19 protein-coding genes are annotated in these 19244 nt (G+C 68.3%); 10 read left to right on the top strand and 9 right to left on the bottom strand.

Features of this window, described 5'->3' with window-relative positions; genetic code table 11:
• Positions 1–123 precede the first annotated feature (123 nt).
• Positions 124–810, top strand: coding sequence for a protein sorting system archaetidylserine decarboxylase (locus tag ACZ48X_RS06150; RefSeq protein WP_336349989.1), 687 nt, complete (start codon positions 124–126; stop codon positions 808–810).
• Between the two features lie 228 nt (positions 811–1038).
• Here ACZ48X_RS06150 and ACZ48X_RS06145 read toward each other — a convergent pair whose 3' ends face one another.
• Positions 1039–3261 (bottom strand): AAA family ATPase, encoded by a 2223-nt coding sequence (locus tag ACZ48X_RS06145; protein ID WP_336349990.1) that lies wholly within the window; start codon positions 3259–3261, stop codon positions 1039–1041.
• A 119-nt stretch (positions 3262–3380) separates the two neighbouring features.
• On the opposite strand from ACZ48X_RS06145, the gene ACZ48X_RS06140 reads away from it, so the two are divergent.
• Complete coding sequence (locus ACZ48X_RS06140) at positions 3381–3515, top strand: DUF7128 family protein (protein ID WP_264475520.1); 135 nt, start codon at positions 3381–3383, stop codon at positions 3513–3515.
• A 27-nt stretch (positions 3516–3542) separates the two neighbouring features.
• Here the strand turns inward: ACZ48X_RS06140 and ACZ48X_RS06135 are convergent, their stop codons facing one another.
• The 3 genes from ACZ48X_RS06135 to ACZ48X_RS06125 all read right to left on the bottom strand — a co-directional run bounded on the left by ACZ48X_RS06135 (position 3543) and on the right by ACZ48X_RS06125 (position 6596).
• Positions 3543–3794, bottom strand: a complete 252-nt coding sequence (locus ACZ48X_RS06135) for a DUF7508 domain-containing protein (protein WP_336349991.1) — start codon at positions 3792–3794, stop codon at positions 3543–3545.
• A complete protein-coding gene (locus ACZ48X_RS06130) occupies positions 3794–4213 on the bottom strand; it encodes a DUF5796 family protein (RefSeq protein ID WP_336349992.1) in 420 nt (139 codons plus the stop codon). The genes ACZ48X_RS06135 and ACZ48X_RS06130 overlap by 1 nt, the downstream gene beginning before the upstream one ends.
• A gap of 100 nt (positions 4214–4313) precedes the next feature.
• Entirely contained in the window at positions 4314–6596 is a 2283-nt protein-coding gene (locus tag ACZ48X_RS06125; protein WP_336349993.1) for a DHH family phosphoesterase, read from the bottom strand.
• 202 nt (positions 6597–6798) lie between these two features.
• Between ACZ48X_RS06125 and ACZ48X_RS06120 the strand changes: the two genes are divergently transcribed.
• From ACZ48X_RS06120 to ACZ48X_RS06110, 3 genes are all read left to right on the top strand, one after another.
• On the top strand, positions 6799–7536 hold the full coding sequence (locus ACZ48X_RS06120; protein WP_336349994.1) for a metal-dependent hydrolase: 738 nt from the start codon (positions 6799–6801) through the stop codon (positions 7534–7536).
• 184 nt (positions 7537–7720) lie between these two features.
• Positions 7721–8308 (top strand): hypothetical protein, encoded by a 588-nt coding sequence (locus ACZ48X_RS06115; protein WP_336349995.1) that lies wholly within the window; start codon positions 7721–7723, stop codon positions 8306–8308.
• Between the two features lie 323 nt (positions 8309–8631).
• Positions 8632–9441 carry a hypothetical protein gene (locus ACZ48X_RS06110; protein ID WP_336349996.1) on the top strand — a complete coding sequence of 270 codons (810 nt, stop codon included), beginning with the start codon at positions 8632–8634 and terminating at the stop codon, positions 9439–9441.
• Positions 9442–9720: 279 nt separating this feature from the next.
• Here the strand turns inward: ACZ48X_RS06110 and cutA are convergent, their stop codons facing one another.
• Positions 9721–10053 (bottom strand): divalent-cation tolerance protein CutA, encoded by a 333-nt coding sequence (gene cutA, locus ACZ48X_RS06105; RefSeq protein ID WP_336349997.1) that lies wholly within the window; start codon positions 10051–10053, stop codon positions 9721–9723.
• A 67-nt stretch (positions 10054–10120) separates the two neighbouring features.
• Complete coding sequence (locus tag ACZ48X_RS06100) at positions 10121–10309, bottom strand: HEWD family protein (RefSeq protein WP_336349998.1); 189 nt, start codon at positions 10307–10309, stop codon at positions 10121–10123.
• A 185-nt stretch (positions 10310–10494) separates the two neighbouring features.
• On the opposite strand from ACZ48X_RS06100, the gene ACZ48X_RS06095 reads away from it, so the two are divergent.
• Entirely contained in the window at positions 10495–10689 is a 195-nt protein-coding gene (locus tag ACZ48X_RS06095; protein WP_336349999.1) for a hypothetical protein, read from the top strand.
• 69 nt (positions 10690–10758) lie between these two features.
• Here the strand turns inward: ACZ48X_RS06095 and ACZ48X_RS06090 are convergent, their stop codons facing one another.
• Positions 10759–12306, bottom strand: coding sequence for a phosphoenolpyruvate carboxykinase (ATP) (locus tag ACZ48X_RS06090; protein WP_336350000.1), 1548 nt, complete (start codon positions 12304–12306; stop codon positions 10759–10761).
• A gap of 196 nt (positions 12307–12502) precedes the next feature.
• Here ACZ48X_RS06090 and ACZ48X_RS06085 point away from each other — a divergent pair, with 196 nt between their 5' ends.
• Together ACZ48X_RS06085 and ACZ48X_RS06080 are read left to right on the top strand one after the other, a co-directional pair.
• Positions 12503–12853 carry an EthD family reductase gene (locus tag ACZ48X_RS06085; RefSeq protein WP_379762515.1) on the top strand — a complete coding sequence of 117 codons (351 nt, stop codon included), beginning with the start codon at positions 12503–12505 and terminating at the stop codon, positions 12851–12853.
• Positions 12850–14550, top strand: a complete 1701-nt coding sequence (locus tag ACZ48X_RS06080) for a thiamine pyrophosphate-binding protein (protein WP_336350002.1) — start codon at positions 12850–12852, stop codon at positions 14548–14550. Before ACZ48X_RS06085 ends, ACZ48X_RS06080 begins: the two co-directional genes overlap by 4 nt.
• Positions 14551–14584: 34 nt before the next feature.
• Here ACZ48X_RS06080 and ACZ48X_RS06075 read toward each other — a convergent pair whose 3' ends face one another.
• Positions 14585–14875, bottom strand: a complete 291-nt coding sequence (locus ACZ48X_RS06075) for a hypothetical protein (protein ID WP_336350003.1) — start codon at positions 14873–14875, stop codon at positions 14585–14587.
• A 124-nt stretch (positions 14876–14999) separates the two neighbouring features.
• Here ACZ48X_RS06075 and ACZ48X_RS06070 point away from each other — a divergent pair, with 124 nt between their 5' ends.
• The gene (locus ACZ48X_RS06070) at positions 15000–15971 is read left to right on the top strand and encodes an NAD-dependent epimerase/dehydratase family protein (RefSeq protein ID WP_336350004.1); all 972 of its coding nucleotides are present in this window, start codon (positions 15000–15002) and stop codon (positions 15969–15971) included.
• A gap of 86 nt (positions 15972–16057) precedes the next feature.
• The gene (locus ACZ48X_RS06065) at positions 16058–18931 is read left to right on the top strand and encodes a disk-shape morphogenesis protein volactin (protein WP_336350005.1); all 2874 of its coding nucleotides are present in this window, start codon (positions 16058–16060) and stop codon (positions 18929–18931) included.
• A 113-nt stretch (positions 18932–19044) separates the two neighbouring features.
• Here the strand turns inward: ACZ48X_RS06065 and ACZ48X_RS06060 are convergent, their stop codons facing one another.
• Positions 19045–19161 carry a rubrerythrin-like domain-containing protein gene (locus ACZ48X_RS06060; RefSeq protein ID WP_336350006.1) on the bottom strand — a complete coding sequence of 39 codons (117 nt, stop codon included), beginning with the start codon at positions 19159–19161 and terminating at the stop codon, positions 19045–19047.
• Between the last annotated feature and the right edge of the window lie 83 nt (positions 19162–19244).

Below are 19244 nucleotides of genomic sequence, written 5' to 3'. Positions count from 1 at the left end.
CTACCACTGGAAACCAGTGTCCTTCACCCGAATCCTCAAACACCACGTGCCGCGTCGAGCCGCGGCCCACCTCCAACCAGTGAGACCGAAACGCCTTCCCGCACGCCGTTCCCGAATCCGAGTATGCGACTCGCGCCTGGCGCCTGGGACTACGCCGCCGTACCCGCAATCCTCGCGCTCCTCGCCCTCGTCGTGTTCCCGCCAGCCAGTCTCGTCGCGCTCGCGCTCGCCGGGTTCGTCCTCCTGTTCTTCCGGGACCCCGAGCGCGTCCCCGCCGAGGGCGTGGCGCGCGACGCCGCGGTCGCCGCCGCCGACGGCAAAGTCTCCGTCGTCCGCACCGAGACCGACGACGCGGGCCGAGAGCGCGTGCGCGTCGGCGTGTTCATGAACGTCACCGATGTCCACGTCAACCGCGCGCCGCTCCCCGGCACCGTCGACGCCGTCGAGCACGTCCCCGGCGGGCACGTGCCGGCGTTCGCGAAGTCCGCCGAACGCAACGAACGCCTGCACGTCGACGTCGTCAAACCAGACACCGTCGGCGACGGCGAGCGCGCGGGCGAGTACCGCATCACGCAGATCGCGGGCACCGTCGCGCGCCGCTGCTACAGCTACGTCGACGCCGGCGACGAACTCGACGCCGGCGAGCGGTTCGGCCACATCGCGTTCAGTTCGCGCGTCGACGTCCTCCTCCCGCCACGATTCTCGCTCGACGACGTCCTCGTCGACGAAGGCGACCGTAGCGTCGCCGGCCGCACCCTCCTCGCCCGCGACCCCGCCGCGAGAGATGCCGACGGCGACGACCCACAGTAGCGATTCCACTCGGCACTCCACCACCACTCCCGCCAGCGAACCCACAACGCCGTCGCTGTCGAGCGTAGAATCGACGGGGTAGGCCAGGCGGGTCTCGTAGCGTTGCGTGTCAAATGCACGCGGGCAGTTCACCGACTGGCCGTGCCGTCTTCCTACAGTCGAGGACGTCGATACAAGAGGGCTCCGGTCGGCGCTTGCGCGTGAGCACTCGGCGCACGCCGCCCCGGTTCAGTGGTCGAGGCGTTCCCGCGCCGCCTCGAAGTGCGCCACCGTGATCTCGAGTTCGTCGCCCATCTCGTTGGCCTCCTCGGGCGACCGCCCCTCGGCGATCTCGCGGATGGCGCGCATCGACGCGTCCCGGACGAGCGCGTCCAGTTCCGCGCCCGAGTACCCCTCGAGGTCCGCGGCGAGCGCGTCCAGGTCAACGTTCTCGGCGAGCGGCCGGCCCTTCGCGACCACCTTCAGAATCTCGCGGCGGCCCGCCTCGTCGGGCTCGGGCACCTCGATGTGCGTGTCCAGACGGCCTGGGCGGAGGAGCGCGCGGTCGATGGCCTCCTTGCGGTTCGTCGCCGCGACCACGACGAGGTTCGGGTTGTCCGCGAGCCCGTCGAGTTCGGTGAGGAGCTGGGAGACGACGCGGTCCGTGACGTCGTCGCCGCCACCGCCACCGCCGCCTTCGCGGGACTTCGCGACCGAATCGATCTCGTCGAGGAAGACGATGGAGGGCGCGGCCTGGCGGGCGCGATGGAAGAGCTCGCGCACCGCCTTCTCGGATTCTCCAACGTAGCGGTCCAGCAACTCGGGGCCTTTCACCTCGATGAAGTTCACGCCGCTCTCCCCGGCGAGCGCGCGAGCGAGCAGCGTCTTCCCCGTCCCCGGCGGCCCGTACAGGAGGACTCCGGAGGGCGGGCTGGTGTTCGCCGCCTCGAACAGCGGCCCGTAGGAGAGCGGCCACTCCACCGCCTCCTCCAGGGTCTGCTTGGCCGTCGACAGCCCGCCGACGTCCTCGAAGGTGACGCTCGGCTGCTCGGCGACGTACTCGCGCATCGCGGACGGCTCCACCTCCGCCATCGCCCCGTCGAAGTTCACGCGCGCGACGCTCGGGTCGTCGCTCCACGCCTTCCGCGCCTCGCCCTCCGCCGGCCGGTTCCGGATGGCGTGCATCGCCGCCTCGCTCACGAGCACGTCCAGGTCCGCGCCCACGAACCCGTGCGTCCGCGACGCCAACGTGTCCAGGTCCACGTCGTCCGCGAGCGGCATCCCGCGCGTGTGGACGTCCAGTATCTCCCGGCGGCCCTTCTCGCTCGGCACGCCGATCTCGATCTCGCGGTCGAACCGACCACCCCTGCGTAGCGCGGGGTCGATGTCGTCCACGCGATTCGTCGCGCCGATGACGACCACGTCACCGCGCGACTCCAGGCCGTCCATCAGACTGAGGAGTTGCGCGACGACGCGGTTCTCGACGTCGCCGTCGTCGTCGCGCTTCCCCGCCACCGAATCGATCTCGTCGAAGAAGATTATCGACGGGGCCGTCTCGCGAGCCGTCTCGAACACCTCGCGGACGCGCTCCTCGCTCTCGCCCTTGTACTTCGACATGATCTCCGGGCCGGAGACCGTGTGGAAGTCCGCGCTCACCTCGTTCGCCACCGCCTTCGCGATGAGCGTCTTCCCCGTCCCCGGCGGTCCATAGAGGAGCACGCCACGCGGCGGGTCGATGTTCAGCTTCTGGAACAACTCCGGCTCGCTGAGCGGGAGCTCTATCATCTCCCGCACGCGCTCCAACTCCTCCTCGAGGCCGCCGATGTCCTCGTAGGTCACGCCCGACTGCTCCTCGTCTGCGCCGTCGCTCTCGCCGCTCGCGGCGCCTTCGCCGCTCGACGCCCCGGCGTCCGCGCCGCCCTCCGGGTCGTTCGCGCCCGGGGTCGGGTCGCTCTCCGCGTCGAACACCTCGTTCCGGACGTTCACGTTCGTGTGGCCCTCGACGCGAACGGGGCCGCCCGGGACGGTCTCGACGACGTGGAACGGCGACTGACTGATGCGCTCCAGTCGCACGTGCTCGCCGACGGAGACCGGCCGGCCGTCGAGGTCCCGGCGGACCGCGCGCTCGACGACCCCGGACGGCACCGACCCCATCGCGCTCGGCGGGGCGAGCGTCACCGACTGCGCGTCCGATATCTCGCGCGCGGTCACCGTCACGAGGTCGCCGACCTTCGCGCCGGCGTTCGTCCGCGTGTCCGCGTCGATGCGGATGGTGCCCTCGTCCTGGTCCGCGTCCGCCGGCCAGAACTTCGCCGCCGTCACGTGCGACCCCTCGATGACGACCGTGTCACCGCTCAGGATACCGAGCTCTCGACGCGCTGCCTCCGAGAGCCGCGCCACGCCGCGGCCGGCGTCGCGCTTCTCCGCCGCCCGCACCGTCAACGTCACGCCGTCGTCGCCGTCCGTACTCATACGGCTTTTTTCTCGCCTCGATGACTTGAATCGCTCGGGACGAACGACTGATTCGGTCGAGGAGATGTTGCGGTTCGTGCGGGACAAACGACTTGTCGGAGGGCGTCGTCGCCCTATGTATGGTCAGCGAGACAGAGCGCGACGGCGAGACGTGGTACGAGTGCGACGCCTGCGGCCTCATGTTCGACGACCAGGGCGACGCGAACGCGCACGAGGCCAACTGCGACGCCGAAGACCCCTCCTACATACAGTAGCTCGCGTCGGCGCCAGCGCGACGGCGGTCAGTCCGCGCGCTCGCGGTGCTCCGCGGCCAGCTCCTCGGCCTGCTCGCGAGTCTGCGCGGTCTTCCACCGTACCTGCGTCGCACCCCGCGGCCCGTACGACAGCGCGTCCTTCAACTCGTCTGGCAGCACGCCCCAGTCCACCTCGAGAACCACGCCGTCGTCGTCGCCGAGCTCGTACACGCCGAGTCTATCCGGCGCAGCCCCGACCGCCGACCGGTCGAGCGCACGCCACTGCTTTCGGAGCGGCATCAGACGATCTCGTACGCGTGCTCGCTCATCTCGTCCTCCGCGAACACGAACACGCGCCCTCGGGCAGTCTCGGGGTCCGCCTCCACCTCGACCGCGTACGCCTCCGCGCGCACCGTCACGCCCGGGAACAACTCCTCCTCCTCGTCGTTCTCCAGCATCACGCGACCCACGCCCGTGTCCTTCAGGATGTCCTCCGCGGTGTTCCGGTCGTTCACGTACATCAGGACGCCCTCCGTCTCCGTCGGGTCCGTCACGAGCACCTGCGTCAACTTCCCCGGCGGTGCCCGCACCGACCCCTCCGCCCGCTCCGGCGGCCCGTGATAGAACACCGTGCGCCCATCGAGGTACTCGACGACCACGCCGTCCTCCGTGAGTTCCACGCCGAGCGTCGACGGCGCGACGTCAGCTCGAAAAGTCATACTGGAAGATACGACGCTCGCACCCAAAAACCACTCCGTTTCGCGACGCCGACGTCGCGGTCGCCGCGACCCACTGGCGCGAGTTCGAACGCGACCCGCGTCAGGCGGGCTTGTACGTCTTCGCGATGGCGGAGACGACCGCGTTCAGGACCGCGTCGCGCTCGCCAGCGAGGTACTCGAGGTGGCCTTCGCGACCACCGACGACCTCGATACCGGCTTCGGGCGCCGCACCCTGGGCTTGCTCGGCGACCCGGCGGACGTCCAGGGACTCCTGCGACCGAAGCCGCATGTCGTCGCGACCCATCCCGACCGTGACGACCGGTTCGTCGTACTCGTCGCGGAGCGCGCGATGGAGTTCGTCGACGAGCAGCGCCTCCGGCGGGAAGTCGAACCGATGCGAGAACGCGTCCGTGTCGACGACCGCGAACGTCACGCCTTCGGCGGTCCGCTCCGTGAGGTTCCGGCGCGCCGTCTCGACCTCCTTCTCCATCTTCTCGCGGAACTGGTCGCTCACGTGTCCCGAGAGGCCCTCGCGGCGACCGAACAGGAGGTCGTCCACGAGCTCGCGCTTGTCCTTGTAGGACTGATAGAACGCCTCCAGCGCGATCGCCTGCCGGAGTTCCGTGACGTCCGTGACGTCGTAGTCCGCGTCGCGCGCCAGGTCCACGTACCCTTCGGGGGTGTCCTCCCAGTAGCTCACCGCGGGGAGGTGCGCGAGGTCCTCGCGGACGCTCTCGTTCACGTGCGCCGCGACGTTCGCCGCGAGCGCGGTCGTCGTCACCGCGTCGTCCACGCCCGCCGTGTGCGGGTTCACGTACGCCGCGAGCCCGTCGAGCACGCCCTCGTCGGGCGTCGTCGCGTCGACCGCGACGCGCTCCACGTCGTAGACGTCGAGGAACTCGTAGCCCTCCTCGGACTCCGCGGTTGAGCCGGCGTCCGCGAGGACGACGAGCGGGAACTGCTCGCCGTGACGCTCGCGGTCGGAGAGCATCTCGGTGACGTCGTCGGTCGCTGCATCCATCCCGTAGAACGGGTCGTCGAGCGGCCGGCGCTCGAAGAAGTGGTACTCGGCGTCGTCGCGCGCGTGCTCCTCGCGGACGAGCGGGAGGACGGCGCGCTCGATGGCCGCACCGGCAGCGTAGCCGTCCGCCGTCGCCGTGTGTCGAACGACGACCGGTCGCCCGGTGAACACGGCCTGCCGGATGGTCGCCGCGACGTCACGGATCTCCTCGCCGACCGCCGCGACGGACTCGTGGTCCGCGAGCAGGTCGACCTCGCCCGGGTCCGCCTCCGCGGCGAGCGCGTCCTCGAGGCGCGTGCGGACCGCGTCCGCCTCGTCGCCCTCGAGCACGTCGAGGACTTCCGTCTCGATCTGGAGGTCGCCGTTGTGGCGTTCGACCTCGCCGTCGATGCGGACCACGTCGTCCACCTCGACGTCGGGGTACGCGCGGACGCCGGCGGACTCGAACGCCGCCGCCTCGATGACGTCGGTCTCGTCGCGGAGCTCGAACACGGTCGGGCCCGACGTCTGCCGGATGCTCACGACCTCGCCTTCGACGCGGACGACCTGCCCGACGTCGTCGGCGACGTCCTCGAGCGTCGTCCGCGACAGCTCCTCGCTCGCGGCGTCGTCGGAATCGTCGTCGTCGGCCGCGACTGCGTCGTCGGAATCGTCGTCGTCGGCCGCGACTGCGTCGTCGGAATCGTCGTCATCCTCGTGCTCGCTCTCGTCACCCTCGTCGTCCGCGGCAGCGGATGCGTCGACTGCGTCGTCGTTCTCGGCTTCGTCCGCGCTCGGTGCGTCGGCCTCCGAGGTGGGCGCTGCGCCCGCGTCAGGGTCCGCGTCGGTCGTCGGCTGGTCGTCGTTCTCGGCTTCGCCCGCGCTCGGCGCGTCGGACTCGTCGGTCGGTTCCGGCTCGGCGTCCGCCGTGGAGGGCGTGCGCGTCTCGGTGTTCCCCGAGCGCGACGCACCCTCAGAAGGGCGTTCGTCGTCCTCGTCGTCAGCGTCGGGGAGTTCGTCCCCCTGGGGCGTCTGCACGAGGTGACCGCGGAACTCGCGCTTGCGCTGCCGGATCGACCAGCCGAGGTCGACGTTCCCGTTGTCGCGAACGTCCGTGACCTGCACGTACACGGTGTCGCCGGGCTCCCAGTCGAGGGAGTCCAGTCGTCGGTCGAGCTCGCTCCGATGGAGGAGTCCGGTGACGTGGTCGCCGATATCGACGAACACGCCGAACTCGGCGTAGCCGTCGACGGTGCCTTCGTAGTAGCGTCCGGGCGTGAGCTGTTCGGGGTTGCTGCCTTCGAACTCGAAGACGGCGTCTTCCTCGTGACTCGAACAGATGTGCCCGTCCACGGGCGTACCGCAGATGATACAGTTACCCATTTGCTCTGGTAGAAGGAACCCGGCCTAAAACTGTTGTCGAAAACCGCTCGCGGTCCACGAACCCCCGTCGGGCGGTGTCGAGGCCTCGCGCGCGCTTCGTTCCCCGAGCCGTAGACCGCCCGACGGAACGGGAATTGCTCGGTCGACGGTAGTTCCTCGTCGCGAACCTTTACGGAACGTGCAGGCGTATCTCGGGACGACCATGGAAATCACCTGGTACGGTCACTCCACGTTCGGCGTCGAACTCGGCGAGACCAGCCTCCTCATCGACCCGTTCTTCGACAACCCGAAGACCGACACCGACCCGGAGGAACTCGACCCGGATTACGTCCTCCTCACGCACGGGCACGCGGACCACATCGGGGACGTCGACCGGTACAGAGGAGCGAAGCTCGTCGCGACCCCGGAGGTCGTCGAGTACTGCCGCGACGAGTTCGGCGACTACGAAGCCGTCGGCGGCATGGGGATGAACATCGGCGGGACCGTCGAGTGCGGTGACGCGTACGTCACGATGCATCGCGCGGACCACACGAACGGAATGGAGACTGGCTACGGGACGAGCGGCGGGATGCCCGCCGGGTTCGTCGTCTCGGACACGAAGCCGACGCAGGTGAGCGACGAGGAGACGGTGTCGTTCTATCACGCGGGCGACACGGGGTTGATGACGGAGATGCGCGACGTCATCGGGCCGTTCCTCGAACCGGACGTCGCCGCGGTCCCCATCGGCGACCACTTCACGATGGGCCCGTGGCAGGCCGCCATCGCCGTGGACTGGCTCGACGTCGACCACGCCATCCCCATCCACTACGACACGTTCCCGCCCATCGAGCAGGACCCCGAGGACTTCGTGAAGGAGGTGAAGGCGACTGGGAGCGGCGCCGAGGTGCAGGTGCTCGCAGGCGACGAGTCGTTCGACCTCAGCGAGAACCTGATGGACTGACCGACGCGGTTCTGTGTCGGTCGTGACAGCGCTCTCGCACGTGAACCCGGTCCCACGAGAACGAGGTCTCACGTGAACACACCCCCACGGGAACGCGTCCCCACGGGAGCGCGTGGCGAAGCCCTCCGTCGACGAAACCCTTAATTACTGGGGGCTATTGAGAAGGTGAAAACGGTGATTCTCTATGGAGCTACATGTGGACGATACGGCGGCCCAGAACGAAGCGATAAGCACCCACACCGGTCGGTCCTTCCGGCCGCTGGACCCGGCGCCCGAGCAGATCGCACTCGAAGACCTCGCGCACGGACTGTCTAACGTCTGCCGCGGCGCGGGCCAGACCGCGTTCTTCTATTCGGTCGCGCTGCACTCCATCCACGTCACCGAGGAGCTGAAGCGCGCCGGCGAGAGCGAGCAGGTCCAGTTCTACGGGCTCCTGCACGACGCCGCCGAAGCGTACGTCACGGACGTCCCCAGTCCCCTGAAGCGCCACCTCCCGGGGTACCGCGAGATCGAGGACGACATCCAGGACGCCGTCTGGGCGGCGTTCGACGTCTCCCCGCCGACGGACGAGCAGTACCGCGCCGTCAAACGGGCGGACCGCGCGCTCGGCCAGTACGAACTCCCCGAACTCTTCCCCCAGCAGACCTGGGAGGGCGAACGCCCCGACCTCGACTACGACCTCCGCGCCGACGCCCGCTTCGACGTTCCCGCCCGTTTCGAGGCGATGGCGCACGACCTCGCCGCCCGCGTCGACGCCAGCGTCCCGAACTGAGCATCAGCTTGACGGGTACGGATGCTGCTTGACGTGGCACCTCATCGCTGGCACATACCACCTGAGTGCTTAGACACCTGAACAAAACCAACATATAACTATAATAAATTTTAATGGGGGTATTGTCGGCTACCATGGTTGCGCGATAGGTACAAATCCCATAACTATCTGGAATTCTGCATTTTATAAACTGACAGAGCTGCAGATCTTTCTCTCCTTCTCTATTAGTCTGTTACGGCAGAATGATACAACCTGTAATGATATATAATTAATATTTTAAGTTCGTAATATAAATATATAATGTGGTTTTTAGAGTAAGTGCAATGGCAAATCGGCGAAAGTTCATTTCGTCCGCTGGCGCATTGGCTGCACTTGGAACGACAGGTATTGCAGCGGCAACCAAAAGACCTGACGAACTAACTGCAGAAGAAGTCAGTGAAGCATTCCAGGATGGAGTGGTGAACAATGGTGCGGCTGGTGCCCGAAAAAATTGGGAAGAGCTTGGGCTGAATCCAGTCGTTGAAGAATCACAAGATTTTGAGATCCATGACAATACCGGGTTACACACGACAGCAGGCCCCGATGAGGGTTCCGAAGTTAGTCCGCAGTACAAATACGGTGATCCAAAAAATACAGACTCGAAACTCATCTCAGGTGTAAGCGATGCAGGAGATGGGAAAGTGTGGATGTCCGTAGCGATGAAACTCACCGATCCTCAGCGATCGTGGGGTAATGCTTCCTGGGTTAAGGACGGCATTGGCATTGGTTACATCGCAAAGGACTGGGCACCCATAGGCGAACCTGTCGTGAATGCGACTGAGCCCCACTCAGCGAGGTTCAGGTCTGAGGACGTTTCACAAGACGCACGCGCAGGGACGGTGAATATAAAAAACCCCGGTGGTGATGATCTCTATCCGGATGCAAGTGCTAATATAACCGCGAAATTTGAACTCCGGCCTGATAAAATACCAACTACACTCTGGGGATCTTACTCCCATACGAAAGCACTTTCGCCAGGATCTAATATAAAATCCGTAACGGGTGGTGCTGGTGGTATCGAACTCAATCTGGATTTGGGTGCCTCAACAGCTTGGAGTATCGCTTATCCTTCAGACCCTTCAGACTTTGTCTGAACTAGATTCGAATAAAGTTACAATAGACAATTCCAATACCTTTGGTATGGACCCAAATCATAATTCACAACTGAACGCGAATCTACAAGCGATACGAACCGCAATCGTCGGTGTAGCGCTGGGAGTAGTTACTGCTGCCCTTATCGTCCATAATGAATCCTTGGCATTCCCGTTGCTCATCGTGACGTGTCTTGTTTCGGGGTACGCGTTCGTCCCGACGCTCCGGGCCTGAAGTCCTCGATTCCGAGGATTCACGCTTCAATGTGAGCGTAGACGCCGTCACTTCGTCGCGTGCGCGACCCAGTCGCCGTACGCGTCCAGCATTCCAGATTCGTCGAACCGTTCGATGCACGGGACGTCGTAGGGGTGGAGTTCGGCGACGCGTGCTTCGAGTTCGTCGTACCGGTCGTCGGTGGTCTTCGCGAGCAGTATCACTTCGTCGTCGCGCTGGATGGCGTCCTCGCCGTCGGCACTGCCTTCCTCGGCGTCGGTCCAGCGGTACGTCGACCGGCAATCGAGCTGGTTCACGCACGCGGCGAGGCGTTCCTCGACGAGCGCGGTCGCGAGGTCGCCCGCGGCCTCTGGCGGTGCGGTGACGTACGCGGTCGGCATCGCTACGCGAACACCTTCGCTGGTGCGCGGTCGGTCGCCAGCGTCGTGCGGTCGCTCGCCGGCATCGTCACTCGATGGGGCGGAACGACCCGTCGATGTCCCACTCGTGCACGCAGTGGACGTCGCCGACCGCGTCGGCGTCCACGTCCTCGTCGTCGTCGGTGGGGACGCGCCAGGTGTCGTGGTCGTCGTCCCAGACCTCCACGCGCCCGCAGCGCTCGCACTCTCGCTCCTCGGGCTTCCGTAACTTGGCCATGCTCGCTCGTCGTCGCCGCGTGAACTTGAACGTTCACCGTCGCGGCGAATCTCGTCGACGCGACTCGCCAGGTCTCCGCGGGGTCGGTTCGCGGGGAAGTCCCGCACCGGGAAAACGCTGATGTCCGTACGGAAACACGTCTGGCGTATGGGTAGTCACTGGTCCCCCATGGAGGTGCGTCACTGATGCCCGGTGCAGGGAAGTCCGACTCGCGAGCGCTCCAGGTCGTCGGCGCACTCGTCGCGGTCGTCGCTCTCGCTGGCGCCGCGTTCGGCGGCTGGAGCTTCGACGGCCTCGCCGACGGCCCCCTCCCGTTCGCCATCGCCGTCGTCGCCGTGACGCTCGCGCTCGGCGCGTCGCTGTACGCGAGATACGGCTGAGGCGGTGCTGCGGGAACGAGCGAACGACCGGTGAGAAAGAGCCGCTCGTGGCGGTAGCCGCGGCCGCGGTCAGTAGACGGCGTCGAGGACGTCGTCGTCGAGCTCGGGGAACTCGGCGAGGTACTCGCGGCGTTCCTCGCGGAGTTCGGCGGCCGCCTGCTCGTAGTCGTCGACGTGGTCGGGGACGCAGTACTCGTCGACGTCGATACCGGGGACGTGACTGGGGACGGTCATGCCGGTTCGGTCGTCCTCGCGCCACTGGACGCTGCCGCGCGCGATCTCGCGGAGGATGGTGACGGACTCGCGGACGCCGACGTCCTGCGGGTCGTCGTTCGTGCCGACGCAGCCCGTGTTGAGGACGTAGCACTCCACGTCGAGGTCGCGAACGAGTTCGCGGAACCGGTTCCCCTCCTCGCCCTTCGACCCCATGATGAAGGGGTTCGTGCCGACGACGCGGATGGCTTCGCCCGCGGCGTCCGGGTCGCCCGCGCTCGTTTGGATGGACTCGCCGAGCATGAACGCGGCCGCGGCCGCGGCCTCGTCGAGCTTCGCGACCGGCGGCATCAGCGGGTTGCGCGTGATGAAGAACACCTGGTCGACGCCGCCGAGGTCGACGTCCTCGGCCGCGCTCGCGAGGTGCTCGCGCTTCACGACCGCGCGCGAGTTCGTCGTGTACCGGTCCTCCTCGAAGTGCACGGTGCCGTCGTCGTCGACGGCGGCGTTCTCGAGGACCGCGGACTCGTGGGTCGCCGCGTCGTACAGCGCCTCCTGTTCGTCGCGGTCCAGGCCGATGGTCTTGATGTAGAGCCCGGCGCCTTCGCTACCGGCGACCTCGCCGTCGGGCGTGAGCGCACAGACGTCGTCCTGGAGCATCGTCGCGGACTCGCCGTCGGTCTCGTCGAGCCAGAGGCCGTGCGCGGTCAGCGTCGACTTCCCGGTCGCCGACAGCCCGAGGAACACCTGTCCCTTCGTCTGGAGGTCGCCCGCGTCGTCGCGCACCGTCACGCGCTTCGAGCCGGCGTGCAGGCCGAGGCCGCCCTTCCGTTTCGCGTCCCACATGAACAGGCGGAGGAAGCTCTTCTTCGCCTCGCCCGTGTAGTCGCTCCCCACGACCGCGGTCACGCCCTCCTCGGCGAGCACGCGGATGGCGACCTCGTCGGCCTCGGGCACCTGCACCGTCACGTAGTCCGGCTCGACCGTCTCGCCGTCGGGGACGTCGACTGGCTCGAAGAGCTTCCCCCACGCGAGCGCGATGCGGCCGTACTCGCGTGGCACGAACAGCCGACAGATGGACGAGGCGTCCTCGTGACGGCCCATCCGACGGTCGAGGCACACCCACTCGCCGTCGCCGATGCGGTCGACCGCGTCGGCGACGACGCGGTAGTCCGCGGGCGAGAAGTCGTCGTCGACCGTGGTCTTCGTCTGTGCGGCACTCCGCGACCGGTACTCGCTCACGTAACTCGGCGAGCCGTACTCGGTCGTCGTCTCGAGGTGGGAGGAGGCCTCGCGGAGCGCGTCGAGCGACGGGTTGTACGTCACGTTCGGCGCCGACCGCGGGTCCGGCAGGTCCGACCGTCGCGTGACGGTCGCAGGGTGTTCTATCCCCATGTCTGACATCGTGATTGATTAGATTGCGTAATGCTGTATAAATATGCTGGAAGTATCGAGCTGTTAGGCAGTGGCTTCGCGCGTCGAAACCGTTTTGGGTCCCCGTAAGGTCCCGAACGCTCCGAATCGAGCGACGGGAACGTCGGCGACCGTCACCTGTAAGTCACGCCTCTGCGTCAGTCAGCGCATGATTAAGCTGGTGAACATGCTCGTCCGCGCGGACGACCTGACCCACGAGGAGTTCGTCGAGTACTGGTACGAGGAGCACGTCCCGCTCGCGGAGGACCTGCCGCACGCGAAGAAGTACGCGACGAGCGTCCCGACCGACCCCGAGCGCAGCGAGTACGACGGCGTCGTCGAGCTCTACTTCGAGGACATGGGCGACCTGAAGGCGGCGTTCGAGTCCGAGGTCGGCCGCGAGGTCCAGGCGGACCTCGAGCACTTCGCGAAGCCCGACGAGGGCCCGACGCTGTACGTCGAGGAGACCGTCCAGTTCGACGCGACCGACGAGACGGAGAGCGACGACGGAGTCGATTCGGAGGGCGACGCGGCATGAACACGGCCGAACGCGTCGTCGAGACCCTGGACGCGCTCGACGTCGAGTACGTCTTCGGGTATCCGGGCGGGCGCGTCATCGAGCTCTTCGAGACGATCGCGCACGGCGACAGCGACGTCGAGGTGGTGCGGCCACGGGACGAACGCGAGGCGAGTCAGATGGCGGAAGCATACGGCCGGATGACGAGTACGCCCGCCGTACTCGCCGGCCAGGGCCCCTGGATCGGGAGTCTCGGGAACATGGGCCAGATGGAGGCGCGGCTCGCGTCGTCGCCGCTCGTGACGCTCACGGAGGCGTCCGAGCGCGGTGACTATTCGACACTCGCTCCCTACCAGCAGTCCCGCGGCGACTACGGCGGGCTGTCGCTCCCGAAGATCCTCGACGGCGTCACGAAGGAGTGGTGGTTCCCGCGGAGCGCGACCGAGACGGTTCGCTCCGTCCAGCTCGCGTTCAAGCACGCGACCGCCGGCCGGCCCGGGCCGACGGCGGTCATCCTGGACGGGGACGCGGTGAGCGACGAGTTCCCGGAGGACGCGACGCCGCCGGTGTGGGACGACCAGCGCCAGGTCCAGAACTGGCAGAGCCAGCCGACGGACCGCGACGTCGCCGCCGCCGTCGAGCACCTCGAAGCCGCCGAGAAGCCCGTCATCATCGCGGGGAACGGCGTGCACGCCGCCGGCGCGTACAAGGAACTGGAGGCGGTCGCGGACGCGTACGACGCCGTCGTCGCGACCTCGTACCTCGGGAAGTCCACCATCGCGGAGACGGACGACCGCGCGGCGGGCGTCATCGGGTCGTTCGGCCACGAGGGCGCGAACCAGGTCGTGAGCGAGGCCGACACGTTGCTCGTCGTCGGCTGTCGGATGAACCCGATGGACACGAACTGGCAGGCCGCGTCGTTCATCCGCCCGGACGAGCAGACCATCATCCACGCGGACATCGACACGCGGAACGCGGGCTGGGTGTACCCCGCCGACGTCGGGCTCATCGGCGACGCCGCCGAATCGCTGCGCGCGCTCGCCGCGACCGGTGACGGCGAGAGCGGCGACGACGGGAACTGGGCGCTCGACCGCGCCGCGGAAGCGCGCGAGGACTTCGCGGTCGACAAGTGCGAGAGCGACAGCGTCCCCATCAAGCCCCATCGCGCGTGCAAGGCCATCGAGCAGGTGGTCGACGAGAACACGGTCGTCACCGCGGACTCCGGGAACAACCGCTTCTGGCTCCTGAACTACCTCCAGACGGACTCGACGCAGTCGTACTACGGGTCCGGTGGCGTCGGCGGGATGGGGTGGGCTCAGCCCGCCGCCGTCACCGCCGCGCTCCTCGGGAAGGACGCCATCGCGGTCGCCGGCGACGGCGGGTTCACGATGACGATGACCGCCGTCGAGACCGCGGTCGACCACGGCGTCGCGCCGACGTTCGTCGTCCTGAACGACACGAGCCTCGGGATGGTCCGCCAGATGGACGACCAGATCCCCGGCGTCGAGTTCCACGACACCGACTTCGTGAAGGTCGCCGAGGGAATGGGTGCGCGCGGCGTCCGCGTCACCGACCCCGACGACCTCGTGCCCGCGCTCGAGAACGCGAAGGCGAGCGACGAGCCGACCGTCGTCGACGTCCGCATCGACCGCGACGAGGACATGGCCGACCAGCTCGCGTCCTCGTTCTACGACGAGGTCGGCGGCCTCCACGAGTAACGCGGGATTCGACCCGCGCGCTATCCTGGAAGCGTCAGAACGGCAGTAGTGACCGAACGATCCAGTACGGTCCCTCGAGGAGTCCTTTCATGATGGTGAGTGCGCTCATCATCGGTTCGGTCGCGGGCTCGAGGTGTGCGTAATCGTCGGGGTCGACGCGAACGAGTTCGCCCGTGCTCGCGCGCTCTCCTGCGTCGTCCGTGACGCGCAGGCAGACGAGTTCGTTCTGGGGGCGTCCGACGATGCGGTAGATTCCCTCCGGGATGCTCGCGTCCGCGTCCGCTCGCACGAAGTCGCCGACGGCGACGGAGGCCTGCGTTATCATACCCGCTCGTACTCCCGTGAGGGGGATAACGGTTCGTGACGACGCCGAACGGCGACCCGGACTCGCGGCGTCGGGGCTGCCGAGTGTGCAACCTTTTTCGCGTCGGTGCGAGAATTGCCGGACGATGAGCGACAACACAGTCCTCGTAACCGGTGGCACGGGCTTCATCGGGTCCTACGTTGCAAAGGACCTCGTCGAGCACGGGCACGACGTGGTCGCGTACGACCTGTCGACGGACGAGCGCATACTCGAGAAGGTCGGCGTAGCCGACGAGGTCGAGACGCGACGCGGCGACGTCACGGACTCGACGGACGTCGTGAACGCGGTCGCGGAGACCGGGACGACGCACATCGTCCACCTCGCCGCCCTGTTGACGAACACCGCCGAGGAGAACCCGCGCGCCGCCCTCAAGGTGAACGTCGAAGGCACCTCGAACATCTTCGAGGCCGCGCGCACGCTCGACGACCAGGTCGAGCGCGTCGCGTGGGCGTCGAGCGCAGCGATCTACGCGCCACCCAAGCACTACGACGACGGCACCGACTGGTGGGTGACCGAGGACGACCTCACCTATCCCGATACGCTCTACGGCGCGACGAAGGAGTACAACGAGCATCAGGCCCGCGTGTACCGCGAGGAGTACGGCGTGAGCGACGTCGCGCTCCGCCCGACGGTCGCGTACGGCCCGTACCGCGAGACTGGCGGGTCGGCGTTCCTCGCGAACATCGTCGAGAAGCCCGCGCTCGGCGAGCCGTTCGAGGTCGACTACGGCACCGAGGAGATCGACTGGCAGCACGTCGCCGACATCGCGCAAGCGTTCCGCCTCGGCGCGTTCGCCGACGAGGACGACCTCACGCAGCGCGTCTACAACGTCCGCGGCGAACTCGCGAGCGTCCGCGAGGCCGCCGAAACGGTCGAATCCATCATGCCAGACGCGGACATCACGGTGAACGACGACGGCGAACTCCCCTGGACCCAGCGCCTCGACATGACCGCCGCCCAGGAGGACCTCGGGTACGACCCCGAGTACGACCTCGAGACCGGGTTCCGGGACTACATCAACGTCCTCCGGCAGGAGAACGGCCTCGACCCCGTCTGAGACGTAGCTCGACGTATTCTAGAATCCTGCTTTGGCGGTCGTCCGGCAGGGGAACGCCTTAGACGACCGGCACTGAATCGCGTGCCATGGCTACGGGTTTCGACATCGGTACGCGTGGGTTCAGGGTGGCGCGCGGCGACCCCGAGGCGCCGGCGGTCTCGGAGACGTCGCCGCTCTATCTGGAGATCGACGACGCGGACTTCGCGGAGACGGACCTGTCGAAGTCGGCGCTGACGACGGTGCGCGTCGGGGACGCGACGTACGTGGTGGGGCCGGACGCGACGCGCGCGGCGGCCGCGGTCGGCGGGACGCCGGAGCGCCTCCTGGAGCACGGCGTGCTCGCGGACCGCGAGGGCGTCGCGGACGTGTTCGCGGCGCTCGCGTCGGACTTCCTCGGCGACCCCGAGGACGGCGCCGAGGACGACGCTGACGGGGGCGACGGGGACGCGCGTCTCGCGTACTCCGTCCCGGGCTCGACCGTGGACGCGTCGCTGCCGACGGCGGCCCACCGGGAGACGGTCCGGCGCGTCCTCGCGGACCTCGGGTACGAGCCGACGCCGATAGCGAGCGGGTTCGCGGTCGTGTACGACGCGCTCGCGGACGCGAACCTCACCGGGGTCGGCGTCGCGGTGGAGGCGGAGTCGACGACGGTCGCGCTCGTCTACTACGGCGTGCCGGTGCTCGCGTTCTCGGTCGCGAAGGGCGGGGACTGGGTCGCCGAGCAGGCGGCGTCCGCGACCGGCGAGCCGGTCGACCAGGTGCGGGGCGTGCAGGCGCGGACGACCATCGAATCGAGCGGTGGCGGTGACGCGGTCGAGGACGCGCTCGCGAGAGGGTACGACGCGCTCGTCGGTGACGTGGTCGCGGCGACGGTCGAGGAGGCGACGGAGGGCGACGTCCGCGAGGGCGTGTCCGTCCCGGTCGTGGTCGGCGGGGAGGCGGCGGTCCCGGGCGTGGAGGTGCTCGCGGCGGGGCGGTTCGACGAGTGCGCGCTCGACCTCCGGGTGACCGAAGCCCAGCTGGTCGACGACCCGGCGGTCAGCGTCGCGCGTGGCGCGCTCGCCGCGGCGGCGGACGACGTGGACGCGTTCGAGGACGTCACGTGGGGCGCCGACGGCGGGTTCCGCGGGAGCGGCGGCATCGCGGCGGCGACGACCGACGACGCGCCCGAGGACGACGCGGAGGACTCGTCGACGCGCGAGACGGACCGCGACCCGGAGCCGGTCCCGGAGTCGTCGGCGACGGACTCGGACGGGACGGCCACGGCGGCGGCGGACGACGCCGCCATCACGAAGCTCTTCGATCGGCTCGCGAACCGCGACGCGGAGATCGCGGACCTCACGGACCGACTGGACGACGTCGCGGACCGACTCGCCGAGATCCAGGCGGACATGGCGACCGGCGAACGCGTCGACACCGTCGAAGACGACGTGGCGTCGGTCGCGGGCGAGGTCGACCGCGTGGACGAAGACGTCGAACGCGTCGAGGACGCGGTCGACCGGGTGAACGAGGACGTGGACCGCGTGGAAGACGAGGTCGAGGAGACCCAGGTCGGCGTCGCGGACCTCCAGGGCGAGCTGTCGGCGCTCGACGACCGGCTCGCGGACGTCGGGGACGCGCTCGACGACCTGGAGGCGCGACTCGCGGCGGACGTCTCGGACCTGGAGGCGGACGTGGACGGCGTCGACGACGACGTCGCAGCGCTCGGTGACGACGTCGCGGCGCTCGACGACGACGTGACGCGCGTCGACGAGGAGATCGACGCGCTCGACTCGACGGTGTCGACGCTCGACGGCGAGGTCGACGCGCTCGATGCCCGCGCGGCGGACGCGGAGACGGTGGCGTCGCTCGCTGCGGACGTCGAGTCGACGCGCGACGCGGTGGACGCGGACCTGGAGGCGCTCGGCGAGGACCTGCACGCGGTCGAGAACGCGCTCGACGAACTGGACGCCACCGTCGAATCCGTCGCTGGCGACGTCGCAGCGGTCGACGACCGCGCTGGCTCGCTCGCCAGCACGACCGAGCGTCTCGACGACCGTCTTGCCGAGCACGAAGAGCGCGTGGACGACGTCGCCGACCGCACGGAATCGGTCGCGGACCGCACCGACGCGGTCACCGACCGTGTGGCGGGCCTCTCGGAGCGCCTCGACGACCGGGCAGACGACCTGTCGTCGCGGGTCGACGCGGTCGATTCGACGGTCGAGGACGTCCAGTCGACGGTCGAGGACGTCGACGACCGCGTGGTCGCGCTCGACGACCGGATGGGCGGCGTGACCGACGACGTCGACGCCGTCGAGACGGACGTCGCTGGCGTCGCGGAGCGAGTGGACGTGGTCGAGGGCGACGTCGAGACCGTGTCGGACGACGTCGCGAGCGTCCGCGCGGACCTGGACGCGCTCGCGGACCGCGTGGCGGAGGTGGACGCGCTCGGGGCGGCGGACGTCGACGCGGCCGATGCGGACGCGCTCGCCGCGGTCCGCGCTCGGCTCGACGACGTCGAGTCCGAGGTCGCGTCGCTGGCCGCGGACGTCGAGGACGCGACTGCGAAGGCGGCAGATGCGGAGACGGCCGCGGACGAGGCGGACGAAGCGGCGGCGAACGCGGCGTCGACTGCGAGCGAGGCGGCGGAGGCGGCCACGGCTGCGAGCGAGGACGCGACCGCGGCCCGGGAGACCGCGAGCGAGGCGACCGACGGCGTCGAGTCCGTCCGGTCGCGGGTCGACGCGCTCGCGGCGGACGCGGCGACGACGGCGGACGTCGAGGCGCTCGCGGACCGCGTCGACGCGCTGGAGGACGAGGAACCCGGCGTCGGGGTGACGTCGGCGGTCGCGGGCGCGGTCGGTGGCGGTGGTGTCGGCGCGGGCGCGCTCGGACTGGCGCTCGGCGAGGCCGCGCTCGGCGCTGGCGCGCTCGTCGTCGGTGCGCTCGTGCTCGCCGCGGTCTGGGCGCGCGAACGCTGACGAGCGCGACGCTGGGGTCGGCCGGGACTCGGGGGACGTGGTCGACTCGCAGAAGGGGCAGGGCGTTCGGCCGCCACCCACCCAGGGTCACGGCGACTGTGCGGCTGTCGTTCTCAGCGCGGGAGTGCGGCGTTCTCCATGTCGCCGCCGCACTTGCTGCATGTTCGTTCGACGTGCGGTGTCTGGCGGCCGCACGCTGTGCACTCGTACCGAGACATCACCTGTGTCATGTGGTAACAATTGACGCGGCTCGTGATAAGGGTTGTGGGGCTATCGAGTCTCGAAACGCGAGTACCGAAACCGCCCGTCGGCG

The sequence above is a fragment of the Halorubellus litoreus genome (assembly GCF_055378595.1).
The sequence above is the reverse complement of the archived record's forward strand: the minus strand, read 5'-3'. Positions and strand labels throughout refer to the sequence as shown.

What these genes read in the sequence shown, in the direction of transcription:
- ACZ48X_RS06125 (WP_336349993.1), bottom strand. Translation starts at nt 6,596, where the DNA reads ATGGGTAACTGTATCATCTGCGGTACGCCCGTGGACGGGCACATCTGT.
- ACZ48X_RS06140 (WP_264475520.1), top strand. Translation starts at nt 3,381, where the DNA reads ATGGTCAGCGAGACAGAGCGCGACGGCGAGACGTGGTACGAGTGCGAC.
- ACZ48X_RS06090 (WP_336350000.1), bottom strand. Translation starts at nt 12,306, where the DNA reads ATGTCAGACATGGGGATAGAACACCCTGCGACCGTCACGCGACGGTCG.
- ACZ48X_RS06110 (WP_336349996.1), top strand. Translation starts at nt 8,632, where the DNA reads ATGGCAAATCGGCGAAAGTTCATTTCGTCCGCTGGCGCATTGGCTGCA.
- ACZ48X_RS06130 (WP_336349992.1), bottom strand. Translation starts at nt 4,213, where the DNA reads ATGACTTTTCGAGCTGACGTCGCGCCGTCGACGCTCGGCGTGGAACTC.
- ACZ48X_RS06120 (WP_336349994.1), top strand. Translation starts at nt 6,799, where the DNA reads ATGGAAATCACCTGGTACGGTCACTCCACGTTCGGCGTCGAACTCGGC.
- ACZ48X_RS06065 (WP_336350005.1), top strand. Translation starts at nt 16,058, where the DNA reads ATGGCTACGGGTTTCGACATCGGTACGCGTGGGTTCAGGGTGGCGCGC.
- ACZ48X_RS06080 (WP_336350002.1), top strand. Translation starts at nt 12,850, where the DNA reads ATGAACACGGCCGAACGCGTCGTCGAGACCCTGGACGCGCTCGACGTC.
- ACZ48X_RS06095 (WP_336349999.1), top strand. Translation starts at nt 10,495, where the DNA reads ATGCCCGGTGCAGGGAAGTCCGACTCGCGAGCGCTCCAGGTCGTCGGC.
- ACZ48X_RS06150 (WP_336349989.1), top strand. Translation starts at nt 124, where the DNA reads ATGCGACTCGCGCCTGGCGCCTGGGACTACGCCGCCGTACCCGCAATC.
- ACZ48X_RS06115 (WP_336349995.1), top strand. Translation starts at nt 7,721, where the DNA reads ATGGAGCTACATGTGGACGATACGGCGGCCCAGAACGAAGCGATAAGC.
- cutA (WP_336349997.1), bottom strand. Translation starts at nt 10,053, where the DNA reads ATGCCGACCGCGTACGTCACCGCACCGCCAGAGGCCGCGGGCGACCTC.
- ACZ48X_RS06135 (WP_336349991.1), bottom strand. Translation starts at nt 3,794, where the DNA reads ATGCCGCTCCGAAAGCAGTGGCGTGCGCTCGACCGGTCGGCGGTCGGG.
- ACZ48X_RS06070 (WP_336350004.1), top strand. Translation starts at nt 15,000, where the DNA reads ATGAGCGACAACACAGTCCTCGTAACCGGTGGCACGGGCTTCATCGGG.
- ACZ48X_RS06085 (WP_379762515.1), top strand. Translation starts at nt 12,503, where the DNA reads ATGCTCGTCCGCGCGGACGACCTGACCCACGAGGAGTTCGTCGAGTAC.
- ACZ48X_RS06145 (WP_336349990.1), bottom strand. Translation starts at nt 3,261, where the DNA reads ATGAGTACGGACGGCGACGACGGCGTGACGTTGACGGTGCGGGCGGCG.
- ACZ48X_RS06075 (WP_336350003.1), bottom strand. Translation starts at nt 14,875, where the DNA reads ATGATAACGCAGGCCTCCGTCGCCGTCGGCGACTTCGTGCGAGCGGAC.
- ACZ48X_RS06060 (WP_336350006.1), bottom strand. Translation starts at nt 19,161, where the DNA reads ATGACACAGGTGATGTCTCGGTACGAGTGCACAGCGTGCGGCCGCCAG.
- ACZ48X_RS06100 (WP_336349998.1), bottom strand. Translation starts at nt 10,309, where the DNA reads ATGGCCAAGTTACGGAAGCCCGAGGAGCGAGAGTGCGAGCGCTGCGGG.